Below are 25699 nucleotides of genomic sequence, written 5' to 3' on the forward strand. Positions count from 1 at the left end.
GAGAATGGAGAAAACTTTTTATTATTCAACATTGATTTTATGATAGTTGCGAAATTTCCTTAAAGCATCTGCAGAAGTATTTAGAAAATTCCCTATTTCATATAGGGAATATTTATTATAAAGTGCTAGCTTAATAAATTCTATTTTATATGGAATTAGTGATTTTCCCCTGCTTCCCTTTAAAATAAGTTCTCTTATATCTTCAGGAATATTAATTGAATTAAAAATATCATTTAAGGTTAATCTTTGAAAATCATCAACCTTATTAGAATTTGTATTCTTATTGACATCATCTAATCTAAAAGCTGACTTTATAAAATCAAAATCCTTTATTTTATCATTGTCACACCCTGATATATCCATGAGGTTTAAATATTTTTTTATAGCTTCAAACCTATTTGAAGACAAAATATTTAATATAAAGTTTATGTCAACAAAACTATTTATATTGCGCTGATAAAAAATATTGCTACTCCATCTGTAATCTGTTACTTTTTCACAAATTCCTGCCCTTACAGGATTTCTATGCACATATCGCAGAAGCCATATAAGATATGGATCATTATCTACAACTTCACATCCATATCTGCTTTCATAAACATGTCCAGTTCGCTGAAGTTCTCTATTTATGAATTTTGCCACAACACTGTTTATATTAAACATAATCTTATCAATGTAATCATTGTTAGTTCTAATAATTAAATGATAATGATTGTCCATAATAACATATCCTAATACTTTATAGTCAAATCTTTTATTATATTCTTTCAATTGTTTTATTAAAAATGCTTTGTGTTTGTCGTTTTTAAATATAAATTCTTTATTATTCCCTCTTTGATAAACATGATAAATACAGCCATTAATCAATATTCTTGGTAATCTTGGCATAACCATACCTCCTATTTAGAATATTATAGACATATTTTCAGAAAATATTCTCCATTCTCCGGTGCCTGGCACCTAAATTACATATAAAAAATCAGGCATATTCCTCTTATTCAACTAATAAATATATTATTAGTTTACAATAGATAAAGGGGGAAGAAACATGGACGAAGAAAATGTGATCGATTTACGAGATATAATAAACATTTTAAAAAAAAGAAAATGGATAATAGTCTATGCCTCAACTCTTACAGTAACTGCAACTTTAATAATCAGTCTTTTTTTTATTAATCCAAAGTATGAAAGCAAAGCAAGTATAGTAATCGTAAAGGAAGATGCAAGAATATTTTATGAGGACAGATATACTCAAAGCGACATTTTAATGTATCAAAAACTTCTAAAAACCTACTGTGAAATTGCAAAATCCAATTTAGTAATTGATAAGACTGCAGAGGAATTTCCACAATACAAAAGCGAAGAGATAAAAAAAATGGTAAGTGCTGTACCCATGGTAGATACTCAAATAATAGAACTTAAGGCAAAATGCAATAGCCCCTCCCTTGCCCAAAACATAGTAAACACTTATGCAAAAAATTTTATCGAAGAATCCATGAAAGTTCTTCCTGCAGGGGATCTTAAGCTGCTTGATAGTGGTAAATATATGGACAAGATAGTATCCCCAAACTATAAGCTGAACCTATCTATAGCCTTTGTTATAGGGATCATGATGTCGGTAGGAATAATATTTCTTCTCGAATATATTGATACAAAAATAAAAAGCAAGGAGCAGATTGAAAGAGAAATAAAACTTCCTGTATTAGTAGAAATATCAAATTCAAAAAGTATGTCGATTTTAAATTTTTGTGAAAATCTCTTTTTTAGCGAAAGGTTCTTCGAATTAGAAAGCTTTAAACTATTAAAAAATACTCTGCAATATTCAAAAGACTTAAAAGAAAAAAAGAGCTTTTTAATAAGCAGTATAAAGGAGGGAGAAGGGAAAACAACAATAGCTTTAAATCTTGCTGTAAATCTTTCCCTTGAGGGCAAAAAAACTCTTTTGATGGATTTTAATATGCTTCATCCATCAATAAGCAGTTTATTTAACATTGCTGAAGACGAAAAGCAACTTTTCGAAAAAACTCAACTTGATAACCTTTATGTTTTTTCAATCTCTACAATAAAATCAGCTAATAGAAAAGAAATTCTATATAGTAGATTAGAAGAAATTTTTGATTTAGCCTATAAAAACTTTGATTATATAATAGTTGACACACCTTCAGCTGCACATCTTAGCTACATACAAGACATCTCTCGCTTCACAGATGGTTGTATATTCGTTATTAAAGAAGGATTGGTAGACATGAAGGAATTTTTAAATACAAAAGAAATATTAGAAAGAACCAGTGTAAATATAGTAGGAACTGTTTTAAACAAAGAGATAAATCTAAAATATACAAGGGAAAATGCATTCAAAAGAAAAAATTTCAATCTATACACAAAACAATTTAGAAAGGGAGAATATATATGTCAAGGAAAAGCACGTTAACCCTTATCTTTATTATATTTATATTATCAATCAACTTACAAATAGTAAGCTCAAAGGTAAAACTAAAAAACGATGTTAAAAATGAAATAGCATCAAATGATAACAGCTTCTTAACTGAAAATCAGGTACAGATAATAACAGATATGGATAAAACATTATCTGAAAACCTTCCATATTCAAGCATTTTAAAATTCCCTATAACAATACTTAATCCAGATCCGAAAACAGCTAACATTTATGTTACACCAATGAATAAAAACTATACTGTTAAAATAATAGGAGATAACGGATATGAAAGAACTGCCTTTAAAGTTTTAGATAAAAATGGAGAACACTATGTGTGGTATCCTGATAAAATCGGCATTTTTAAAATAGTTGTAATGAATGGAAAGGATGTATTATCTCAAAGAAAGGTATATGTGAATAATAAAAACAATAAATACCTTCAGCTTGATTATATTAAAATCGATACAAATAATCCAAACAATATAACAATAAAAACTAAAGTAAGTGATCTTCCAAATACTGAGGATTATTCCAGTAGTAATAAAATATTTAAGTTCGTTGTTGGGGAAAAGGATATGTGGTATAAAACTATAAAAAACTATGGAGATATTGTGCAAAAGGAATCTTCAAAAAGCAGTATATACAAAGTTGATGAAAATGATGGCAATTTCAAATTCAACAGCGGCATATACCACGTGGGAGTCTTTGCAAAATCCCCAAACTCAATAGAATATGAAGATACAAAGTTTACATTTTTTAAAAAGCAAGGACTTGATAATATCTCTATTAAAATAGAAGCAACCCCAATTGCAGAAGAATTAAACACTTATAAATTTAAAATAATAGTTACATCCCCTAAAAACTTTGATATATCAAACCTACAATACGCATTTTTGCTGTGGGATAAACATGGAATAACAAAGCTTAGAGATTATGCAGACAGCAATATATTAGAAGCTCCCTTTAAGGCATATAGTCCCGGAAGATATATAATATATGGAAGAGTAAGGCAAAAACCTTCATCGTCAGATCAATACCTCCCTAACTCCTATGAAGCTGAAGCTTCTTACGTTTTAGACATTAAATCACAAAATAATGTTGTAATAGATGATGTAAAAATAACAGTATGTGAAGCAAAAAACGGTATAGGAAATAATGGATATAAATATTATGAACTCCCCTACGGGAAAGTAAAAGCCCATGAAATGAACTATATAATTATAAATGCACATTCGAAGGAAAATACAACCCTTTACTACAAGGCTTATATAACCCACGACAACTACTTTTATTCCCTTGGAGATTACAGCACAAACAACATAATACCCTTCTATCCTAAGAATGACTCTGGAGAGTATAAAATAACAGTATTAGTAAAGGATGCTTTGTCAAACTCAGATAATGACAGAAAAGTATTAACTGTAAGCGTTAAAAATTGATACCACATTAAAATTTCAAAAGAGGGTCAAAAGATGAAAAATAATGGTTTTAAAATAACTTTTCTTCTTTTAATAATCTCCCTAATGTTTAACATTGGACTTGCCAATACAATAAATATATATTCAAAAGCAATAAAACAAAATAAAAATTTCAACTCTACTATAAAGGAAAGTAATAATTTAAACCAGAGCTTTGAAAAATATTACGCTGACAAGCTTAACAAGCTTTTTACACAGGATGAACTAATTATTCTTTCCCAAAGGCAATGGGAATATAAACTTACTGCAAACGGTTCTGATGTTAACAGCGAAACAGTTTATCTAAAGGATAGAAATTTAAAAATTGTACTTGCCGAATATTTAAAAGCAAAGGAAAAACTTCTTCCCGATGAAATTTTAAAAACTGGAACCATTACAGGAGGGGATAAAAATGACAGCCTCAGTTCCCATTTAGAAGTAATATCCCCTATCCCTTTCAATACATACACTGAAAAAAAAGACATGGACAGTCGCCTTTGTATAGAAGTTAAGGATATACCAAGAGGAACATTAATAACCCTAAAGCTCAGCGAAATACTAAAATATAGGATAGGTCTTAAAGAAAAGCTTAAGGAAAATATTATTAAAATAGTAATAAATTAGGTTAAAATTTGAGACGATTAATTGTTTTTGTTAATTATTCTCCATTCTCCGGTGCCTGGCACCGGAGAATGGAGAATTTATTTTGACAAGAAAAATCAAAAATATACTAAAAGATACTTGTCTGCTATAACAAGTTTAATTTAAAATAAAGTTAAAAAATTACTTTAAAGAGGTTCAATTATGAGCAAAACAAAGCAGACATTAATCATTTTAATAATTGTTTTTTCATCATACTTTTATTTTAACTTAAAAAAAGTATCAACTATAAATAATCTCATCAGTTCTGCTTTATCAACAAGGAACCGAATAAATCAGTATATAAAATTGAGCTGTGATTCTATTAATACACTGTCTATATATGGAAATGAATATATTAATGGAAAAAAATACAATATCAGCCCCTATTTTAAAGATTTAAAATATGATAAGGATTCAAATTCCTATAACCTCGACAATGCATTTAAAAATGGATATTCAAAATATGTTGGAAATCTAACCGGTAAAGGTAATATACCAAAGGATCCTTTATTATTAAAAGAATTAAATCTCGCATTAAGTTATAACAAATATTTCCGTTCAATTTATAATTCATTACCCGGTATAGCCTGGATATACTATACAAGCAAAAACGGTTTTATAAATATTTACCCTTGGGTTTCATCTAAAGAATTTTCATATAGCGACATACTTCTTAAAAAAGAATTTTTCACCGGGGCTTTACCTAATGCAAACAAAGACAAAGCCAGTTTTTGGACTCCTGTATACTATGATGCTGCTGGGAAAGGTAATATGATAACTATTTCATCACCAATTTATTATAATAATGATTTTTTAGGCGTCGTTTCAATAGATATAACAATAAATAAAATCAATGACATATTGAAATCGAGTTATAATTCATTTTTAATAAACAAATATGATCAAATAATCGGAGCTAATTTTAATAAAAATTTAATAGAGAACAAAATTACGCATCTAAATGAATTTTTCAAAGGTTATAATGAAAACCAGATAAGTGCACTCAAAACCTTGCCAGAAAATAAAATTATCAAATGGGAGAATTACTATGTATATAAGCAAACTTTCTCTGATGCAAATTGTTTATTATATTGTATGATTCCAAAGAAAAAGGTTTTGTTTGATGCGTTTGTTTCAATCATTCCAATATTAATAATAGGTACTTTGCTATTAATATTAAGTTATGTAATCAACATCCAAAAAAAGACACAAAGGGAGTTAAAAACTTTAGTAGATGAATTAGCAGCAACTCAAAGTTTACTGCATCAGTCAGCTTCCCATGATTTTTTAACTTCAGTTCTTAATCGTAGGGGATTTTATGAAAAATTCAAAGAGTTGCTATCGAAGATAGATGAAAATGATCCAATATCTATTATAGCTGCAGACGTAGACTTTTTTAAAAAAGTAAATGATCTATATGGTCATGATGCTGGAGATTATGTTCTTAAAAAAATTGCAAATACGATTATAAATCTTATAGATAAAAATGATATTTTTTCAAGATGGGGAGGAGAGGAGTTTTTAATTGTACTTCCTAACACCTCATACGAAGAAGCCCTTAAAAAGGCTGAAACTTTAAGAAATGAAATAGAAAATAATGTTATTAAACATAAAAACAAAAAAATTAAAATTACTATGACTTTTGGAGTAAGCAGATTTAATTCTATTTACGGTATAGATAAATGTATTTCAAATGCAGATAAGGCACTTTACCATGGTAAAAATAAAGGAAGAAACTGTGTAGTGGGATTTGAAAGCATACTTGATTAAAATAGTTTTGCAATATCTACAACCATATCTGACCTGGGCAAGTTTAGAGGGTTAGGGGGACGGTTACTTATTTATGTCAAGAAATTAAATTTAACTTCTCCATTCTCCGGTGCCTGGCACCGGAGAATGGTCTCATACGAAGAAGCCCTTAAAAAGGCTGAAACTTTAAGAAATGAAATAGAAAATAATGTTATTAAACATAAAAACAAAAAAATTAAAATTACTATGACTTTTGGAGTAAGCAGATTTAATTCTATTTACGGTATAGATAAATGTATTTCAAATGCAGATAAGGCACTTTACTATGGTAAAAATAAAGGAAGAAACTGTGTAGTGGGATTTGAAAGCATACTTGATTAAAATAATTTTACAATATCTACAACCATATCTGCTCTGGACAAGTTTAGCAGTTTGGGGGACGGTTACTTATTTATGTCAAAAAATTAAATTTAACTTCTCCATTCTCCGGTGCCTGGCACCGGAGAATGGTCTTTTTATTATTATTTCACAAACAATTTCAATACGTTACCAAGAACGATACCAACTACTCCAAAGTCTGCATCACTAAATGTAGTATTTGCATATCCGAGATCCCCAAGTACAGGAAGTAAAAGTACAGGAAGAAATGTTATTAAAAGGCCATGAACAAAAGCACCTAAGAATGCACCCCTTCTTCCTCCTGTTGCATTACCATATACACCTGCAGTTGCTCCACAGAAGAAGTGTGGAACTACGCCTGGAAGAATTACAGGAGCCTTTAGAGCAATCAAGATAAACATACCAACTATTCCGCCTAAAAAGCTTGAAAGGAAACCAATCAAAACTGCATTTGGAGCATATGGATAAACAACTGGACAGTCAAGGGCAGGTTTTGCATCGGGAACTATTTTAAGTGCAATACCTGTAAATGCAGGAACGATTTCAGCAAGTATAAGTCTAACACCAGCTAATATTACATAAACTCCACCTGCAAAGGTTATTGCCTGAATAAGTGAGAATAGAATAAAGTTTTGTCCATCACTTAATTTGCTTTCAACAAATTCTCTGCCGCATACAAGAGCAACAATTAAATATAGTATTGCCATAACAAGGGCTATTGCAACTGAAGTATCTCTAAGGAAAGTAAGCCCCTGTGGGAATTCCATCTCCTCAGTTGATTTCGAATTTTTACCTACAAGTTTCCCAACCCAAGCTGATAAAACGTAACCAACAGTACCAAAGTGAGCAAAGGCTACATTATCTTCACCAGTAATTTTTCTCATAGTAGGCTGGGCTATTGCTGGGAAAAACGCCATTACAAAACCTAAAAGAATTGAACCTAAAACAACGAGAGAAGTTCCCTTCATTCCTCCTGCAACAAGAATTGCAGCTATCATACATGCCATATAAAGAGTATGATGACCTGTTAAGAATATATACTTTAGCCTTGTAAATCTTGCAATTAAAATATTAACAAGCATACCTAAAGTCATAATAAGTGCGGTTTGAGTGCCATAGGTTTTAAGTGCAAGGGCAACTATAGCCTCATTGTTTGGAACTATACCCTGAACACCAAAACCCTGCTGAAACATAGTTCCAAAATGATTAAGGGAGCCTACGACTATTCCAGCACCACCACTAAGCACTAAAAATCCCATTATGGTTTTTATAGTACCCTTTACAGTATCTGCTGCTGACTTTTTTTGTGCAATAAGGCCAACAAGCGCTACAAGCCCTACAAGTATTGCAGGAACACTTAAAATGTCAAGAATAACCTTTAACATTAAAATTCCCCCTTAATATTAAATTTAAATAATTCCCATTTCCTTAAAAGTTTCACTCAACTTTTCCTTAAGCTCCTTAAGATCAATCATGCTGTTTAGCGATACCACATGTCCTCCTAAACCCTTTAATTGTCCTGCTATATCCCTTGTGCCAACAAATATATCTGCTTTAATACCCTTGGCTGAGGATAAATCTGAATGATCAACCTCCGCCTTTACATTAAGCTCCTTTAAAACCTTTTTTATGTTCATTTCAATCATAAAGCTGCTTCCAAGACCACTTCCACAGCAAACCAAAATCTTCATTTTTTCACCTCCTTTTCCTATTTTGAATATTTAGCTATTATATTAATAATTTCTTCCTTGGTCTTAGCCCTGTATATTCCATTCATGTCGCTGCTGTTCATAAAAAGTTCCATAAGCTGAGATAATGCTTTTAAGTGAGATTCATTATCTATTGCTGCAAGAGTTATAATAAGTTTTACAGGATCATTAAGTTCGCTTCCAAAGTTTACTGGATTCTTAAGAGTTACAAGGCTCATCGAAAGCTTTTTAACCCCATCCTCAGGCCTTGCATGGGACAAAACTATTCCAGGTGCAACAACCATATAGGGGCCTATATTTTTGAAATTTTCAATAATAGCGTCATAGTATGTATCTTCTATATAATTATTTTCAATTAAAATATCGGTTCCAAGCTTTAAAGCCTCCTGCCATGTGCTGCATTCTGCATTTAATAATATTGTTTTCCATGTTATAAGATCCTTAAGCATATAAACGTACCCCCATGTTTTTGAACATTCTTTATAGTTTTTTAGCTCATGTAAAAATTCATACTGCAAAAGTTCTTTATTCGGTATATCTGCATATTTTTCAACAATATATATAAGCCTGTTTACAAGCTTTAAATCTTCGTTGTTTTCGAATCTTTTTAATTTATAATTAAAATATTTCTCAAGCTTTTCATAATCCTTTGATGTTAAAAGTGGGCTTACTTTTATAATTTTTTTGTTATTTACCTTGCCAATATCTATAGTACTTACAATATAGTCATAATTATCTTCAATATTTCGAACTTCTCTGCTTGATACAGTATCAACTATTTCAACATTAAACTCGCTTTCTATTTTTGAAGCTATCATTTTAGCTGTTCCAAGGCCACTTCCGCAAACAATAATAACCCTTGGTCTATGATTCAAATTCATATTTAACCTTTCAAGAGCTGCCCCAAAATGAAGGGTTATATATGAAATTTCGTGTTCATCAATTGGACTATTTATAAATTCTTCAAGGTATCTTGATGCTTTTTTTACATTTAAAAACAATTCATTATAATTACTTCTTACATCTTCATAAACTGGATTTAAAAGCTTAAAATTATACTTAATCCTATAAAGGCTTGGTCTTAAATGAAGCACAAGTCCTTCAATGATACTCCCCTTTAAATCTTTAAAGTCAATCCCATATATTTTTTCAATTTCTTCTGTCATTTTAAGTGCAACATCATATAGTCCCTTACTATTTAAATCTTCGCTATCTACTGCCTTATTTTTAATAATTTTAGCCCCAAGAAGGTGAAGGGTTATATATTCGATTTCTTCCTGCGGAACAGAAATATTATACTTTTCTTCAATCCTTTTTATCATCTTTTTTGAAACTTCATATTCCTTTGTATCTTTTAAATCCTCATTTACAAAGCCTAAGGCATAAACATCCTTTTTAAGCTGCATTCTTTTAATCATAATAGCAAGGTGGGTTAAAAGTCCTCCATAAGCCTCATCACTAAACTTTCTTGAAAGCTCTGATTCAGCCATTTTTATAAGGCTGTCAATAAAATCAATGTCTATATCAGAAAATAAAATATCAAACTGAAAGTTGCTGTATCTATTAGAGTCCATTTTTGTACTGGTATAATTTAATATATCCTCATAAGATAATGTATCAAACACTAATTCCTTTGCAAGCTTTCTCCTCTGGCTTTCACTGCCTTCAATATAGATTCCATACTTTTGTTTTCTAACAAGTTTTAAGCCGCTTTTTTTAAGATATTCTTCAAGCTCATCAAGTTCCTTTAGCATAGTGTTTTTAGATATAAAAAACATCTCTTGAAAATAGGAAACCTTAAGGGGCTGACTGCTCTGTAAAAGTTTTATCGCAGTATATTTAATCCTCTCATCTTTAGAAAAAGTATACTGGAATCTTGACTTAATGTTCTTATCACAAAGCAGATTCATTATAAATTCCTCAAGGCCATTATCCTTTTTAATCCTTATACCTCTGTTATATTCCCTTTCAAAATATGAGAACCCATTTTTAACCAAGAATTTCTCTATTTTATCGATATTATATCTAACAGCTCTGTCTGTTAACTTATATTGTTTTGCAATATCTTCAATCTTTACAAAACCATCTGCTTTATACAAATAGTTTAAAATTTCAACAGATCTTTTATTAAGCTGCATAAAATCATCCTCTATTTAAAAAATAATGTTGAAAAAATGAACTTTTAAACTATTAATATTTTAATCTATATCTAAATTATATTTTTAATATTAATAATTACAACCATTTTGAAGGTACTTTTCTTTTCCAATCAAATAGGAAAAATTAAACTTTTATAAAATCCTAAAGTTAAAATCTCAAATATCTTTAATCTTATTTGATATTTTTACAAAAGAAGATGTATAATTGAAATAGGAGGTGGTAAAATGTTGTATTTATGGATATTGATTTCGCTCGTTGCAATATTAATAGATATTTTAACAAGCAGTTTTCTCTTCTTTAGCTTTGCAATCGGTGGTATAGCTGCACTTTTATCATATACCCTTAATGCTTCAGTTATGGTACAAATAGGGCTCTTTCTTATCCTTAGCATAATATCAATACTCTGGGCAGCTCCTTTTGTTAAAAGAGTATTAACTAAAACGCCTCCGGCATTTAAAACTATGGAGCAAAACTACATCGGAAAAATAGTAACAGCACAGGAAGATATAAAAGACAAATCTCAAATAAAATATCAGGGAATCTACTGGTATGCTGTAAATCATGGGGAACCAATAAAAAGGGGGACAAATTTATAATTAAATCAATAGAAGGAAATAAATTAGTAATTGAAAAGTTAAAGGAGGAAATTAAATGATATTAATAAGCAGACTTTTCTTTTTAATCCTGTTGTTTTTTATTCTTATAATATTGTTCTCATCAATTAAAATAGTAAACACTGGATATCTCTATGTAGTTGAAAGGTTCGGTCAATTTCACAGGATATTAGAGCCTGGCTGGCATATTATAATACCATTTATTGACTTTGTAAGGGCAAAGCTTTCAACAAAGCAGCAGATTTTAGACATTGAACCTCAGTCCGTTATTACAAAAGATAATGTTAAAATATCAATAGATAATGTAATTTTCTACAAACTCATGAATGCAAAGGATGCAGTATATAATATTGAAAACTATAAATCTGGTATTATATATTCAACAATTACAAACATGAGAAACATAGTAGGAAACATGACTTTAGATGAGGTTTTATCTGGAAGGGATAAGATAAACGCTGAACTTTTAAGAGTTGTTGATGAAATAACAGATGCTTATGGAATTAAAATACTATCTGTTGAAATTAAAAACATTATTCCTCCTTCAGAAATTCAGCAGGCTATGGAAAAGCAAATGAAGGCAGAAAGAGATAAAAGAGCAGCTATTCTTCAAGCTGAAGGTGAAAAGCAAAGTGCAATTGCAAGGGCAGAAGGTCAAAAGCAGTCTATGATATTACAAGCTGAAGCTGAAAGGGAAGCTAATATAAGACGTGCTGAAGGTATGAGGGAGGCACAGCTTCTTGAGGCAGAAGGTAAAGCTATGGCTATGGAAAGAATAGCCAAAGCCCAGGCTGAAGCAATAATGAAAGTAAATAAAGCTATACACGAATCAAATACCGATGAAGTTGTAATTGCTCTAAAGCAGGTTGAAGCCCTTATTGAAATGGCTAAAAATCCTGCAAATAAACTTGTTCTCCCAAATGAAGTAATATCAACTTTAGGAAGTATTTCAGCAGTTGCAGATATGCTTAAAAAGTAAAGCAATAAGCCGCCAAGCATTTTGGTGGCTTATTTTTTTATAGAATATCATATAGAATTAGTTTATAATATATTATATTAGGCTTTCTAATGCCAAGGATAATCTAAGGCAGAGGAATTTGCCAAAAGTCAGGTTTTATGCCTTTTGAGCTTTCCTCAAAGGGTTTTTTTATTTCAAAGGAGGAATATCATGAATTTAAAACAAACTATAGATAAACTTTATAATACAAACAGTCTTGACGAAGGGGAAATTCTTTTTCTTCTTGATAATATTGACGATAGTTCCCTTGAATATATAAGACAAAAAGCCCTTGAAACAAGAATAAAATATTATGAAGATAAAGTTTTTTTAAGAGGGCTAATAGAATTTACAAATTACTGCAAAAATGACTGTATGTACTGCGGAATACGTGCATCTAACAAAAATGCTCAAAGATATAGATTAAATAAAGATGAAATATTAAAAGCCTGCAGCGTTGGATACAATCTTGGCTTTAGAACCTTTGTACTCCAAGGTGGAGAAGATCCTTACTTTGATGATGAAAAAGTTATAGATATTATAAGCAGCATAAAAGAAAAGTTCCCTTCATGTGCTATAACATTATCAATAGGTGAAAAGTCCTTTGAATCCTACAAAAAATACTTTGATGCAGGAGCAGACAGATACCTTTTAAGGCATGAAACAGCATCTAAAGGATTATATAAAACCCTTCATCCAAATATGAGCTTTGAAAACAGAATAGAATGCCTTTATAATCTTAAAAAAATAGGCTATCAGGTTGGTGCGGGATTTATGATAGGACTTCCAAAACAGACTAATGAAGATTTTGTAAATGACCTAATGTTTCTTAAAAAACTTGAGCCTCACATGGTTGGAATAGGCCCCTTTATTCCACATAAGGATACTCCGCTTCACGGCGAAAAGGGAGGCGATTTAAAAACAACACTAACCCTTTTATCTATAATAAGACTGCTTCTTCCAAAGGTACTTTTACCTTCGACAACAGCCCTTGGAACTATTCACCCTAAAGGGCGCGAAATGGGCCTTTTACATGGTGCTAATGTTGTTATGCCAAACCTATCTCCAGTTGAAGTTAGAGAAAAATATTCTCTTTACGATGGAAAGATATGTACAGGGGAAGAGGCTGCAGAATGCAGAAGCTGTTTAGAAAACAGGATTAGAAGTACAGGTTTTGTTACCGATATGAGCCGTGGGGATCATATAGAATGGGAAAAATAAACTATTCAATGCTATCTAAGGATAATATCATCCCATCTAAGGGATTTAAATTCAGATGTAAATATCCTTCTTCTATATCTATTTTACTTTCTTTTAAAATATCATAAGCTGCCCTCTTTTTTAAATTCTTTAAATCGATACTTATATTTTGAGATTCAACAGGGTTTCTATTAACAATAATTAAAAAATGCCCATTATTTTTACTATTATTAAAAGTATCAAATCCATTTTCAATATATCTAAAAAAAGCAAAAACATCATCATTAATTGCAAAAGGACTAAACACTCCTGTTTTTAGGGCATCATTTTGATGCCTTATTTTTATTATTTTAATATAATAATTTAAAATATCATCGTCTTCAAATTCCCACGGAAATGTTCTTCTGTTGAAAGGATCTTCATATCCTTCAAGTCCTGCCTCGTCCCCATAGTATATACAAGGTACTCCTGGTAAAGTCATCTGTAAAAGTACAGCAACTTTTAACCTCTTTTTTGCAAGTTCTCTTTTTTCGTAAGTTAATTTGAATTTTGCCTTTTCCTCTTTGCTCATAACATTCCCTTCAGGGGCATCCCCTAGAACAGTCAGTATCCTTGCAACATCATGACTCCCAAGGAGATTTAAAAGGCTGTAAAAACACTCTCTGGGATAGTTTTCATAGATATTCATAATTGCTTTATAAAACCTTTCAGCATCCCATCTTCCAAGCAGAAAATTAATAATCATATTTCTAAAGGGATAGTTCATCACGCTGTCAAGTTCTTCTCCTAAAAGATATCTTCTCCTTTTACCATAAGATATCTTATTTGAAGCATCTTCCCAAACCTCACCTATTATCACAGCATCACTATCTATGCTTTTAACTTCCTTTCTAAACTCCTCTAAAAACTCATCGGGTATTTCATCAACAACATCAAGTCTCCAGCCTTTTGCACCATATTTTATCCACATTTTAGCAATACTATCATTATTTCTAATTATAAAGTCCATATAAGAAGGCTCAAGTTCATTAACACTTGGCAGAGTATCAAAACCCCACCAGCTCTCATATTTATCAGGATGCTCAATAAACCTGTACCACTTATAATAGGGGGAATCTTTTGATTGATAGGCTCCAATTGAGTTATATCTTCCATATTTATTAAAATAAACGCTATCACTTCCAGTATGATTAAAAACACCATCTAAAATAATTCTAATTCCAAATTCCTTTGCCTTTTTACAAAGCTCTTTAAATATTTCATTGCTACCAAACATAGAATCAATCTTAGTATAATCCCCTGTATCATACTTATGATTTGAATAGGCTTCAAATATTGGATTTAAGTAAAGCACATCTACCCCTAGCTTCTTTAAATATGGAAGCTTTTTAATAATACCTAAAAGATTCCCTCCAAAAAAATCATTGGCTTCATATCTTCCTGTTAAAGGATTTTCCTTATACTCAGGAGTTTCATACCAGTTTGAGTGAATAACTATATTTTGTTTAGCATCTATATTTCCGTTTTCATTTCCATTATAAAACCTATCTACAAATATCTGATATGCTACAGCCTCTTTAAACCAGTTTGGAGTTTTGAAATCTTTTTTATATACTGTTATTTGATAGGATTTACCTTGAAAATCTAAAAGTATTCCCTCGCCTCCAAGCATCTCATCATTATTACAGTAATAATAGATTTTATCATTTAACTGAATTAAAAACTGGTACCAAATAAGCCCCCTTTTATCAGCTATAAAAGAAGCTTCATAAATATCGAAGCCCTCATTAGAATATACTTTAATCATCTCTATATTTTCCTCTATATCTTTCCATATCATAAGATAAACCTTATTAACCTCTGTCGTGCTGCTAATCTTTATTCTTATTGTTACCCTTTCTTCTTCAGCGACTGCTCCAAAGGGATTCCGATAAAATATTTCATAAGAGTTGTGGTATGCTACCTTAACCATTTGCTGCACTCCTTCACTGAACTAAACAAAAACTATTCTAATACCATTCTATAAAGAGATGCATATTTTTGTGCAGTTTTTTCTATTGAATTATCGCATTTCATTGCATTTTTAACTATTATATCCCACTTTTTAGTATTATATAACTCTAGGGCGGTATTAATTCTATCTAAAAGTCTTTCACTATCATATTCCTCAAAACAAAATCCATTTCCGTTTTTCTCATCGAAGGTAAAATCTATTATCGTATCCTTAAGTCCTCCTGTACTTCTAACTATCGGTATACTTCCATATCTTAAAGCAATTATATTTGATATTCCACAGGGCTCATATAAAGATGGCATTAAGAGTATATCACTTGATGCATAGATCCTTTTTGCAAGAACCTCATTATATTCAAAAATTGCTTTCATCTTACCTTTCATATTGTTTTGCATATTGGTAAAAATTTGTTCATAGTAAATATTTTTAGAGCCTAAAAGAACAAACTGAAAGGGCTTTTTAATATTTAATACAGCATCATGTATTAGTTTAATTCCTTTCTCCTCCTCAAGCCTGCCTACTACTGCAATAAGAGGAACATCCAAAACTTCAAGTCCTAAATCCCTTTGAAGAGCCTCTTTGTTTTTCTTTTTGTTTTCTATGCTTTTTATACTATAAGGAAAAATCAAATCCCCTTCCTTTGAAGGATTATATTTTTCGTTATCTATTCCATTTATTATACCCTTTATTTTAATATTTTTTTCTCTAATTATATCCTCCATTCCAAAGGAGTTTTCCATTATCTCTTTAGAATAAGCATCGCTCACAGTTGTAATAACATCAGAATATGCAAAACCTGACCTCATAAAATTTATAAAATTATTTTCCCCAAGATAGGATGCTTCTTCTTTTGATAATTCATCAACATATTCTGCCCCTATACATCCTTGATATTTTAAATTATGAATTGTAAATATAACCTTCCCTCCAAAGCCTTCTTTTTTAAGATATAAAGGTAAAAGTCCAGTGTGCCAGTCATTGCAGTGTATTATATCAGGTTTATATGGAATAACCTTTAACATGTTTAACACAGCCTTGCAGAAGAATAAAAATCTCTCACCATCATCGTAGTAGCTGTATACCTTGTCCCTATTGAAGTAGTAATCATTTACTATAAAATATGTTGCTATGTCATCATCTTTTTCGGCAGTTTTTATAATACATGTTTCATATTTATTATTAATTTTAACTGGGAAATCTGCCTTATACCTTACTTTACAGTATGAACCCCTATAAAAAGGAGTAACCCTTTTTATATCAATATTCTGATTAAAAAGCCATTTTGGAAGGCTCTCACTTATCTGACCTAATCCTCCAACCTTTGCATAAGGAAAGCACTCTGCAGTTACAAACAACACTTTAATTTTTCTTTTCATATAACAAACCCCCTTGTTCTTTTGTATATATTTTTTATAAAAGTTTATTATAAAGCTCAATATATTTATCTGCGGAAGAACTCCAGCTTAAGTCAGTTTCCATTCCTCTTTTTACAAGCCTTTCCCAAACACCTCTGTTGTAATAAAAATCTACTGCTCTTTTTATTGTATAGAGCATATCGTGAGCATTATAATTTTTAAAGCTAAAACCATTTCCACTTCCGTCAAACTCATTATAGGAAGTTACAGTATCCGAAAGTCCTCCCGTTTCCCTAACTATAGGAATCGTGCCGTATCTTAATGCAATCATTTGAGAAAGACCACAGGGTTCAAATAATGACGGCATTAAAAACATATCACTCCCTGCATATATTCTGTGGGCAAGAGTATCATCAAATTTTATGTTGGCTGATACTTTTTCTGTATAATTCTGTTGTGCCCTTTTAAACATATCTTCATATTTATAATCCCCTGTACCAAGAACTATAAGCTGTAAGTCCATATTTAATATCTCATTAAGTACACACTCTATTAAGTCAAAACCCTTTTGAGGAACAAGCCTTGATATAATTCCAATTATCGGAACATCCCTCTGGGGAAGATTTAGCTGTCTTTGAAGTTCTACCTTGTTTACTTTTTTATCCTTTATACTATTTACATCATAATTTTTAAATATTAGTTTATCCTTCATGGGATTATACTCATCATAATCAATCCCATTTAATATCCCATAGAGCTGCCAATCCCTTGCCTTTAAAAGTCCTTCAAGTTTTTCTCCAAAAAATGGATATTGTATCTCTTTAGCATAAGTATAACTTACAGTGGATATAAGGTTTGAATAAACAAGTCCCCCCTTCATATAATTTGCATCTCCATAAAACTCTAATTTATCAGGAGTAAAATATTCATCCCCTATTCCAAAAAGCTCATTGTAAACATCTTTTGAGAATATTCCCTGATATTTTAAATTATGTATTGTAAATAAAGTTTTTATATTTTTAAATTCCTGTCTCCATCTATACTGTATTTCAAGAAGTGATGAAACCATCCCTGTTTGCCAGTCATTTAAATGCAGTATATCTGGCACCCCAATATGAGGCAGAACCTCTAATATTGCCCTTGAAAAAAAGGCAAACCTTTCCCCATCATCATAATATCCGTAAAAGTTGTCCCTCCCAAAGTAATATTCATTATCAATAAAATAAAAGTTAACCCCTTTATACTGCATTGTATTTATACCACAGTACTGATGTCTCCAACCCACATCAATATATATATACTTTATATGCCTTATTTCATCTTTTAGATGTTTTGGAATAGATTTATATTGAGGGATTATAACGCTAATATCTACCCCTTTGTTTTTCAAGACAGGAGATAGCGAACCCACAACATCTGCTAATCCTCCACTTTTTGCAAAAGGTACTGCCTCCGATGCAGCAATTATGACCTTCATTTATACATCCTCCTATATTACTTCACCCTTATTTATTGCAACTGGATAATTTTCAGTTCCAATTAAAGTTCTTCCTCTTTTTATAGTAACTTTTTTATCAAGTATAACGTGATCTAAAAAGGCATTTTCTTCTATCTCACATTCTTGAAATATTATGCTGTTTTTAATTTTAGCACCTTTATTTACCTTTACCCCCCTAAAGAGTATGCTGTTTTCAACTTCACCATCAACAATACACCCATCAGCTATAAGGCAATTTCTAACGAATGCATCTTCGCTGTATTTTGCAGGAACCTCATCTTTAACTCTTGTATATATTAATCCGTTTTTATAAAAAAGCTCATCCCTTATTTCCTTCTTCAAAAGTTCCATACTGAATCTATAATAAGTTGTTAATGAATCTATCCTTGCAAGGTATCCATTAAATTGATAAGCATACATATTTAACTTATTTATTTTTTTAAGTATTATATCCTTAACAAAATCCTCATATCCCCTAGCAACCGCTTCCTCAATTAAATATTCTAATAATTCCTTTTCTAAAAGGTACATTTTCATAGATACATTATTTGACTTTGGAATAGTAGGATGCACTTCAATATCTATAATTCTTCCTTCATCATCCTTTTGAATAAGAGTATATTTTCTTAATTTATCCTTCCTTATATTTTCCTCTTTATAAACAATAGTAATATCTGCACCTTTATTAATGTGGAACTCCTGCATATCTGAAAAATTTATGTTACATAACATGTGAGTTCCTGAAATCAATACGTATTTTTGATTTGTCTTTCTAATAAATCCCATTGCACTATGAAGTGCATCAATACTGCCCTTATACCATCCTGCAGTATCATGTATAGCAAAAGGAGATAATATAGATATCCCTTCCCTTTTTCTATCAAGCCCCCACTCCTTTCCTGTTCCTATATGATTAACTAAAGATGCATAATTGTTTTGAGTTATAATTCCTACGTTTTTTATTCCTGAATTCACCATATTGGATAGTGTGAAGTCAATAAGCCTGTACCTTGCTCCAAAGGGCAGTGCTGCAATAGAACGTTTTTTTGTGAATTCCCTTATATCAACATCATCTTCAGCAGCATATATAATCCCAAGAGTGTCCTTCATATTAATCCTCCTCACCTGTTATACTCTCACCTGATTCAACATATTTAATGTCCTTAATGGATTCCCCTATAACAACGTTTTTTCCTATTGTAGTTTCATGGTCAATTATAATTTCGTTTATTATCACTGTTATACCTGAAGAATAAATATTAGGTGCGAGCTTATTAGGCTTTATATCCCCCACTCCTATTTGACAGCTATCTCCAATTACAGCTCCTTCACCTATTATTGAATTATAAATCTTTGTATTGTTACCAATTCTTACATTTGGCATTATGATGGAATTTACTACTTCTGAATTTTCACCAATATGGACTCCATAGAATACAACTGAATGATATACTTTTCCGTAAACAGTACAGCCTTCAGTTATAATGCTTTTTTTAATCTGTGAATTCTTTGATGCAAAGTGAGGTGGCTGAATAGGATTTCTCCCATATATACGCCACTTTGGATCATACAAGTCAAATACTGGAGGAGTTTCAAGAAGATCCATGTTGGCTTCAAAATAACTCTGAATTGTTCCAACATCCTTCCAATATCCTTCAAAGGGATAGGCATATAAATTAAGACCATCCAAAAGCATATTAGGAATAACATTTTTACCAAAATCCTTCTCTGAATTAGAATTAAGTTCATCCTTTACCAAATATTCTTTCAAAACTTCCCATGTAAATACATATATTCCCATAGAAGCCTTATTGCTTTTGGGATGTTTGGGTTTTTCTTCAAATTCATATATTTTATTATCATCATTAGTATTCATAATTCCAAACCTTGATGCATCTTTTATAGGTACATTTATTACTGCTATTGTTGCATCAGCATTCTTCTCTTTGTGATACCTTATCATACTGCTGTAATCCATTTTATATATGTGATCCCCTGATAATATGAGCACATACTTTGGATTGTACTGCTCAATAAACTCAATATTTTGATATATTGCATTTGCAGTACCTTTGTACCATTCTCCCCTTTTACTCTTTAAATAAGGTGGTAGAATATAAACCCCTCCATTTACCCTATCAAGGTCCCAGGGCTGACCTGTTCCTATGTAAGCATTTAGTTTAAGTGGTCTATATTGTGTCAGTACTCCAACAGTATCAATTCCAGAGTTAGTACAGTTACTTAGTGTAAAATCTATTATCCTGTACTTACCTCCAAAGGGAATAGCAGGCTTTGCAATATTCTTAGTTAAAATCCCCAGCCTGTTTCCCTGTCCCCCTGCAAGAAGCATTGCAATGCATTCCTTTGATATCATTCTTGTTCCTCCCCTTTAAAGGCACCAATTTAAAAAAGATTGCACTTAGAGGCGGCACCTTTATATTTATTGAAAAACTGCAATTATGCCATTTAACATCCTCTGACATAATTGAGCCTTCATTACATAAGCCTGTTCCACCAAATTCAATTTTATCGCTGTTAAAGACTTCAATATACTCTCCAGGTAAAGGAACCCCAATTCTATAATTCTCTCTTAAAACAGGAGTAAAATTGAAAAGGCATATAATAAAATCATCTTGTTTTTTAGCAATCCTTTGAAATACAATTATGCTCTGAGTATAGTCACAATGGTCAATCCATCTAAATCCATCCCAACTAAAATCAACTTCCCAAAGAGATGGATTTTCTATATAAAATTTATTAAGACTTTTTACATAACTTTGAAGCTTTCTATGGCTCTCATACTCCAAAAGATTCCAATCAAGGCTATCATAATACTTCCATTCTATGAACTGTCCAAATTCTCCACCCATAAATAAAAGCTTTTTACCTGGATGAGCTATCATATATCCAAAAAGGACTCTAAGATTTGCAAACTTTTGATTATAATCTCCAGGCATTTTATCAAGTAGTGATTTTTTACCATGAACAACCTCATCATGGGACAGTGGAAGAATAAAATTCTCTGAGAAAGCGTAAGTTAATGAAAACGTCAGCTTATTATGATGCCATTTCCTATGTATGGGATCCATTGACATATACTCTAATATGTCATGCATCCATCCCATATTCCATTTATAATTAAATCCAAGGCCTCCTATATAAGTTGGTTTTGTTACCATAGGCCATGAGGTTGACTCCTCAGCTATCATTAGTGTATTTGGAAACTCTTTAAAAACAGCCTCATTCAGCTTTTTCATAAAATCAATTGCTTCAAGATTCTCCTTTCCACCATAAACATTTGGTATCCATTTTCCATTTTCTCTTGCATAGTCAAGATAAAGCATCGATGTTACAGCATCAACCCTAAGACCGTCAATATGATAGTAATCAAGCCAAAAAATTGCATTTGATATAAGAAAACTCTTAACTTCATTCCTTCCATGATTGAAAATATATGTACCCCATTGAGGATGTTCACCTTTTAATGGATTCTCATGCTCATAGAGGCATGTCCCATCAAACCTTGCAAGGCTAAAGCTATCCCTTGGGAAGTGGGCAGGAACCCAATCCAGAATAACTCCAATATTATTTTGATGACATATATCTATAAAATACATAAAATCCTTTGGAGTACCATATCTGCTTGTTGGTGAATAATATCCTGTGACCTGATACCCCCATGAGCCATCAAAGGGATGCTCTTTTATTGGCATAAGTTCTATATGTGTATATCCCATTTCCTTTACGTAACAAACAAGTTCCTTTGCAAGCTCCCTATAACTTAAAAACTCACCTTTTTTTCTTCTCCAGGAACCAGGATGCACTTCATATATTAAAACAGGCTTATCATAAAAAGAGTTTTTTTTCTTATAATCCTGCCATTTTTTATCCTCCCATTTATAGCCTTCTAAATTGTATACCTTAGATGCATTATTTGGTCTAAGTTCACTATAAAAAGCATAAGGATCACTTTTTAATAGAATATCTCCTTTTTGAGTCTCAATCATGTATTTATAGTTATCATATTCCTTTACTCCCTCTATATAGCAATACCATAGACCTGAACTACCATACATTTTCATTTCATTAGCAAATCCATCCCAACTGTTAAAATCACCAACAACACTTACCCTTTTTGCATTGGGTGCCCAGACCAGGAAGTAGCATCCCTTTTCATTTATATGTGCCCCCATCATTTTATATGAATGATAATTCGTACCTTCATTGAAAAGATATACTTGATAGTCTGTAATAAATTCCATAGGCCCCTCCTCTTAAAAGCTATATTTTATTAAGCATATTATATATATTCTTATTATTTAAAAATATACATAATTACCATTATATGTAATTTATATTTTATCTTATTATAAAAGTTTTTATATAATTTAACAAATAATTCATCCTTGAATACTAACTAAAATAGCCCAATATAGGCTAATTTTAAGCCTATATTGGGCTATTTCTTCATTATTTAAATATTTCAACTACCCTATCTAATATCCCATTCATGTAAGCAATTGCAATACCATAGTTAGTAATTGGTACATTATTTTCCTTTGCCTTTATAATCCTTGACATCATCTGTTTTCTGTTAAACATACATGCCCCACAGTGTATTATTAGCTTATACTTTGATAAATTTTCTTCAAAATCTGCTCCTGCTTTTACCTTTATATTAATCTTGCCCTTCACCCTCTCCTCAAGCCATTTTGGTAGTTTTTCTCTCCCTATATCCCCTCTTAAAGGATGATGGGTGCAGGATTCTGCAATCAGGACTTCATCTCCTTCTTTAAGGTTATCTATTGCTTTTGCCCCTTCAATAAATGTTTTAAGGTCACCTTTATATCGTGCCATAAGTATAGAAAAGGAAGTTAATGGCATATCCTTTGGTATTGTTTCGTTTACATATTTAAAAACCTGTGAGTCTGTTATTACAAGATCGATTTTAGAAAGGTTATTTAAGGCTTCCTTAAGCTCAGAATCTTTTATTATAGTTACTACGGCATCATTATCTAACAAATCGCGTATTACCTGAACCTGGGGTAAAATCAATCTTCCCTTTGGCGCCTGTATATCCTGAGGTGCTACAAGAAGAATGCAGTCCTTTGGCTTTACAACATCTCCAACAATTGTTGACCTTTCAAAATCCATTGGAGCATTTTCAAATATAGCATTTTTTAATTCATCAATGTTTATTCTATCCTTTGCCGACACTTTAACAAAGGATATTTTAAACCTTTCCTCTAATTTTTTAACATCAGCATCCTTCTCATCTATCTTATTTACAACTCCGACTACTGGGATACTTTTTTGTTTGAGCTCTAAAAGATACTCCTCTTCTAATTTTGTATCCTCATCTCCTGTTAAAACTAAAAGAGCAAGATCTGTTTTCTCCATTACAGCCTTTGTTTTTTTAACTCTTAGCTCTCCAAGCTCACCAACATCATCAAGTCCTGCAGTATCTATAAAAACAACAGGACCTATTGGCAAAAGTTCCATCGCCTTATAAACCGGATCCGTTGTAGTTCCTGCTGTATCTGATACAAGGCTGATTTCCTGATTTGTAAGGGCATTTATAAGGCTTGATTTTCCTGCGTTTCTCTTCCCAAATATAGCTATATGAAGTCTGTTTGCAATTGGTGTATCAAACATTTTATCCTCCTTAATATTAGAATCTAAAATCCCTTTCGCCTAATTCTATTCTTTTTAACTTTTCAACAGTTGCTAATCTGACCTTTTCGTCTGGTATATCAAGTAAAGATTTTTGGATTAGAGCATCTCCTTTTTGTTTTAGTTCATCATCACCATAATCTATAATATATTCTTTAAATGTTAAAATTGCATTAGGAAGACAGAAGTTGTGTATCTGTCCTGACTTTGCAAAGGCCATAAATCTATCACCAGTTCTTCCTACCCTATAACAAGCCGTACAATAACTTGGAATATAACCTGAATCACAAAGGCTTTTTTGTATTTGAAGTGGTGAACGGTGATCCCCAACTTCAAACTGAGGCTTTTCATCGGTTTTTATGTGACGTGTTTCTTCTGAATATCCTCCAACTCCAGTACAGGAGCCTGCACTAATTTGTGATATGCCAAGGGCAATTACCTTATCTCTAAAATCAGGCTCCTCCCTTGTTGAAAGTATCATTCCAGTATAGGGAACTGCCATCCTCAAAACTGCGACTATCTTCATAAAATCATTATCACTAACTAAATAGGGATACTTTTTAATATCAACACCTTCAGCAGCTCTTAGCCTTGGCACAGATATAGTATGAGGTCCTACTCCTGTTTCTCTATCAAGGTGCTCTGCATGCATTATCATAGCAATAGTATCATATTTAAAATCATAGAGTCCGTATAATACCCCTATTCCAACATCATCAATTCCTGCCATACGAGCCCTATCCATAGCTGTAGTATGATAATTGTAATCGTGCTTTGGCCCATTTGGATGAAGCTTTTCATAAGTTTCTTTATGATATGTTTCCTGGAATAATATATAGGTTCCAATTCCGGCTTCTTTTAGCCTTTTATAGTTTTCAACTGTTGTTGCAGCAATATTTACATTAATTCTTCTAATACTTCCATTATCAAACTTTAACGAATATATAGTTTTTATACATTCTAATATATAATCAAGGGGGCAGTTAACATTATCCTCCCCAGCTTCAAGTGCAAGACGCTTATGCCCCATAGACTCTAAAATTTTAACTTCTTCCTTAAGCTCCTCCATTGTAAGCTTTTTTCTTTTAAAGCTTTCATTTGTATGTTTATAGCCACAATACTCACAGTTGTTTACACAGTAGTTACTTACATAAAGCGGTGCAAAAAGTACTATTCTTTTACCATATATATCCTCTTTTATCTTCCTTGCAGCTTTAAACATCTTATTTAACAATTCTTCATCACTAACACTAAGCAGAACTGCTGCCTCATCATAGCTTAATCCTTTAAGAGATAGTGCCTTATCTATTAGTGTCTCAACATAGTCCCTATCCTTTGATAATCTCTCACCTTTTTCAATTGCATCTCTTATTTTAGAGTCAACTATAAACTCTTCAGCTTTAAATTCCTTCATAATTACACCTCCTATTTTTTGGTTAAAGCAGATTTTACATTAACTCCATTTACCTTTCCAAGCTTTCCTGTAAGAGCACTAATATCATCAGTACTTCCATCAACTATGAGTGATATTACTGATACTCCCTTTTCTCTATAGGGAACCCCCATACGCCCTATTATTATTTCAGCATGTTCATGAAGTATTTCATTAACTCTTGATGCACTTTCAAAGTTTTCTACAACTATTCCAACTACTCCAATTCTTTTTTCCATAGCAACCTCCATCAAAAAAGCCTTCGCAAAAAGCGAAGGCTAAATATACTATATAATATATACTACTACCGCCTCCCTTTTGCTCAGAAAATTCCTTGCAATCAGGTTATTTTTATATTATCCA

At 31.6% G+C, this 25699-nt stretch carries 21 protein-coding genes; 8 read left to right on the forward strand and 13 right to left on the reverse strand.

Annotated features, from left to right (window positions below):
- Positions 1 to 21: 21 nt before the first annotated feature.
- A complete protein-coding gene (locus tag FDN13_RS06265; protein WP_168190094.1) occupies positions 22 to 888 on the reverse strand; it encodes a transposase in 867 nt (288 codons plus the stop codon).
- Between the two features lie 160 nt (positions 889 to 1048).
- Between FDN13_RS06265 and FDN13_RS06270 the strand changes: the two genes are divergently transcribed.
- The 5 genes from FDN13_RS06270 (at position 1049) to FDN13_RS06290 (ending at position 6666) form a co-directional block, all read left to right on the forward strand.
- The gene (locus FDN13_RS06270; RefSeq protein ID WP_138979422.1) at positions 1049 to 2431 is read left to right on the forward strand and encodes a polysaccharide biosynthesis tyrosine autokinase; all 1383 of its coding nucleotides are present in this window, start codon (positions 1049 to 1051) and stop codon (positions 2429 to 2431) included.
- The gene (locus tag FDN13_RS06275) at positions 2410 to 3876 is read left to right on the forward strand and encodes a hypothetical protein (RefSeq protein WP_138979423.1); all 1467 of its coding nucleotides are present in this window, start codon (positions 2410 to 2412) and stop codon (positions 3874 to 3876) included. The genes FDN13_RS06270 and FDN13_RS06275 overlap by 22 nt, the downstream gene beginning before the upstream one ends.
- 33 nt (positions 3877 to 3909) lie before the next feature.
- Positions 3910 to 4518 (forward strand): hypothetical protein, encoded by a 609-nt coding sequence (locus tag FDN13_RS06280; RefSeq protein WP_138979424.1) that lies wholly within the window; start codon positions 3910 to 3912, stop codon positions 4516 to 4518.
- A gap of 180 nt (positions 4519 to 4698) precedes the next feature.
- Positions 4699 to 6306: a sensor domain-containing diguanylate cyclase gene (locus FDN13_RS06285; RefSeq protein ID WP_138979425.1), complete on the forward strand. Its 1608-nt coding sequence runs from the start codon at positions 4699 to 4701 to the stop codon at positions 6304 to 6306.
- A 126-nt stretch (positions 6307 to 6432) separates the two neighbouring features.
- Positions 6433 to 6666 (forward strand): GGDEF domain-containing protein, encoded by a 234-nt coding sequence (locus FDN13_RS06290; RefSeq protein WP_138979426.1) that lies wholly within the window; start codon positions 6433 to 6435, stop codon positions 6664 to 6666.
- Positions 6667 to 6806: 140 nt separating this feature from the next.
- Here the strand turns inward: FDN13_RS06290 and FDN13_RS06295 are convergent, their stop codons facing one another.
- The 3 genes from FDN13_RS06295 to FDN13_RS06305 are packed head-to-tail and all read right to left on the reverse strand — an operon-like array spanning position 6807 to position 10531.
- Positions 6807 to 8069 (reverse strand): PTS ascorbate transporter subunit IIC, encoded by a 1263-nt coding sequence (locus FDN13_RS06295; RefSeq protein WP_138979427.1) that lies wholly within the window; start codon positions 8067 to 8069, stop codon positions 6807 to 6809.
- Positions 8070 to 8093: 24 nt separating this feature from the next.
- The gene (locus FDN13_RS06300) at positions 8094 to 8375 is read right to left on the reverse strand and encodes a PTS sugar transporter subunit IIB (protein ID WP_138979428.1); all 282 of its coding nucleotides are present in this window, start codon (positions 8373 to 8375) and stop codon (positions 8094 to 8096) included.
- Between the two features lie 17 nt (positions 8376 to 8392).
- Positions 8393 to 10531 (reverse strand): BglG family transcription antiterminator, encoded by a 2139-nt coding sequence (locus FDN13_RS06305; protein WP_138979429.1) that lies wholly within the window; start codon positions 10529 to 10531, stop codon positions 8393 to 8395.
- A 246-nt stretch (positions 10532 to 10777) separates the two neighbouring features.
- Between FDN13_RS06305 and FDN13_RS06310 the strand changes: the two genes are divergently transcribed.
- From FDN13_RS06310 to hydE, 3 genes are all read left to right on the forward strand, one after another.
- Positions 10778 to 11149: an NfeD family protein gene (locus FDN13_RS06310; protein ID WP_138979430.1), complete on the forward strand. Its 372-nt coding sequence runs from the start codon at positions 10778 to 10780 to the stop codon at positions 11147 to 11149.
- A 55-nt stretch (positions 11150 to 11204) separates the two neighbouring features.
- Positions 11205 to 12146, forward strand: a complete 942-nt coding sequence (locus FDN13_RS06315) for an SPFH domain-containing protein (RefSeq protein WP_138979431.1) — start codon at positions 11205 to 11207, stop codon at positions 12144 to 12146.
- Positions 12147 to 12335: 189 nt separating this feature from the next.
- Entirely contained in the window at positions 12336 to 13385 is a 1050-nt protein-coding gene (hydE, locus tag FDN13_RS06320; protein WP_138979432.1) for a [FeFe] hydrogenase H-cluster radical SAM maturase HydE, read from the forward strand.
- A gap of 1 nt (position 13386) precedes the next feature.
- Here the strand turns inward: hydE and FDN13_RS06325 are convergent, their stop codons facing one another.
- The 9 genes from FDN13_RS06325 to FDN13_RS06365 form a co-directional block, all read right to left on the reverse strand.
- On the reverse strand, positions 13387 to 15336 hold the full coding sequence (locus FDN13_RS06325) for a glycoside hydrolase family 13 protein (protein ID WP_138979433.1): 1950 nt from the start codon (positions 15334 to 15336) through the stop codon (positions 13387 to 13389).
- Positions 15337 to 15368: 32 nt separating this feature from the next.
- The gene (locus FDN13_RS06330) at positions 15369 to 16754 is read right to left on the reverse strand and encodes a glycogen synthase (protein WP_138979434.1); all 1386 of its coding nucleotides are present in this window, start codon (positions 16752 to 16754) and stop codon (positions 15369 to 15371) included.
- 34 nt (positions 16755 to 16788) lie between these two features.
- On the reverse strand, positions 16789 to 18210 hold the full coding sequence (glgA, locus tag FDN13_RS06335) for a glycogen synthase GlgA (RefSeq protein WP_138979435.1): 1422 nt from the start codon (positions 18208 to 18210) through the stop codon (positions 16789 to 16791).
- A gap of 12 nt (positions 18211 to 18222) precedes the next feature.
- Positions 18223 to 19341, reverse strand: a complete 1119-nt coding sequence (gene glgD / locus FDN13_RS06340; RefSeq protein ID WP_138979436.1) for a glucose-1-phosphate adenylyltransferase subunit GlgD — start codon at positions 19339 to 19341, stop codon at positions 18223 to 18225.
- A 1-nt stretch (position 19342) separates the two neighbouring features.
- A complete protein-coding gene (locus FDN13_RS06345) occupies positions 19343 to 20605 on the reverse strand; it encodes a glucose-1-phosphate adenylyltransferase (RefSeq protein WP_138979437.1) in 1263 nt (420 codons plus the stop codon).
- Positions 20535 to 22493 (reverse strand): 1,4-alpha-glucan branching protein GlgB, encoded by a 1959-nt coding sequence (glgB, locus tag FDN13_RS06350; protein WP_138979438.1) that lies wholly within the window; start codon positions 22491 to 22493, stop codon positions 20535 to 20537. The genes FDN13_RS06345 and glgB overlap by 71 nt, the downstream gene beginning before the upstream one ends.
- A 208-nt stretch (positions 22494 to 22701) precedes the next feature.
- Complete coding sequence (gene hydF, locus FDN13_RS06355; RefSeq protein ID WP_138979439.1) at positions 22702 to 23886, reverse strand: [FeFe] hydrogenase H-cluster maturation GTPase HydF; 1185 nt, start codon at positions 23884 to 23886, stop codon at positions 22702 to 22704.
- Positions 23887 to 23902: 16 nt separating this feature from the next.
- A complete protein-coding gene (hydG, locus tag FDN13_RS06360; RefSeq protein WP_138979440.1) occupies positions 23903 to 25318 on the reverse strand; it encodes a [FeFe] hydrogenase H-cluster radical SAM maturase HydG in 1416 nt (471 codons plus the stop codon).
- A gap of 11 nt (positions 25319 to 25329) precedes the next feature.
- Positions 25330 to 25575 carry a TM1266 family iron-only hydrogenase system putative regulator gene (locus tag FDN13_RS06365; RefSeq protein WP_138979441.1) on the reverse strand — a complete coding sequence of 82 codons (246 nt, stop codon included), beginning with the start codon at positions 25573 to 25575 and terminating at the stop codon, positions 25330 to 25332.
- Positions 25576 to 25699: the final 124 nt, after the last annotated feature.

The organism is Caloramator sp. E03 (assembly GCF_006016075.1).
Classification (GTDB): domain Bacteria; phylum Bacillota; class Clostridia; order Clostridiales; family Caloramatoraceae; genus Caloramator_B.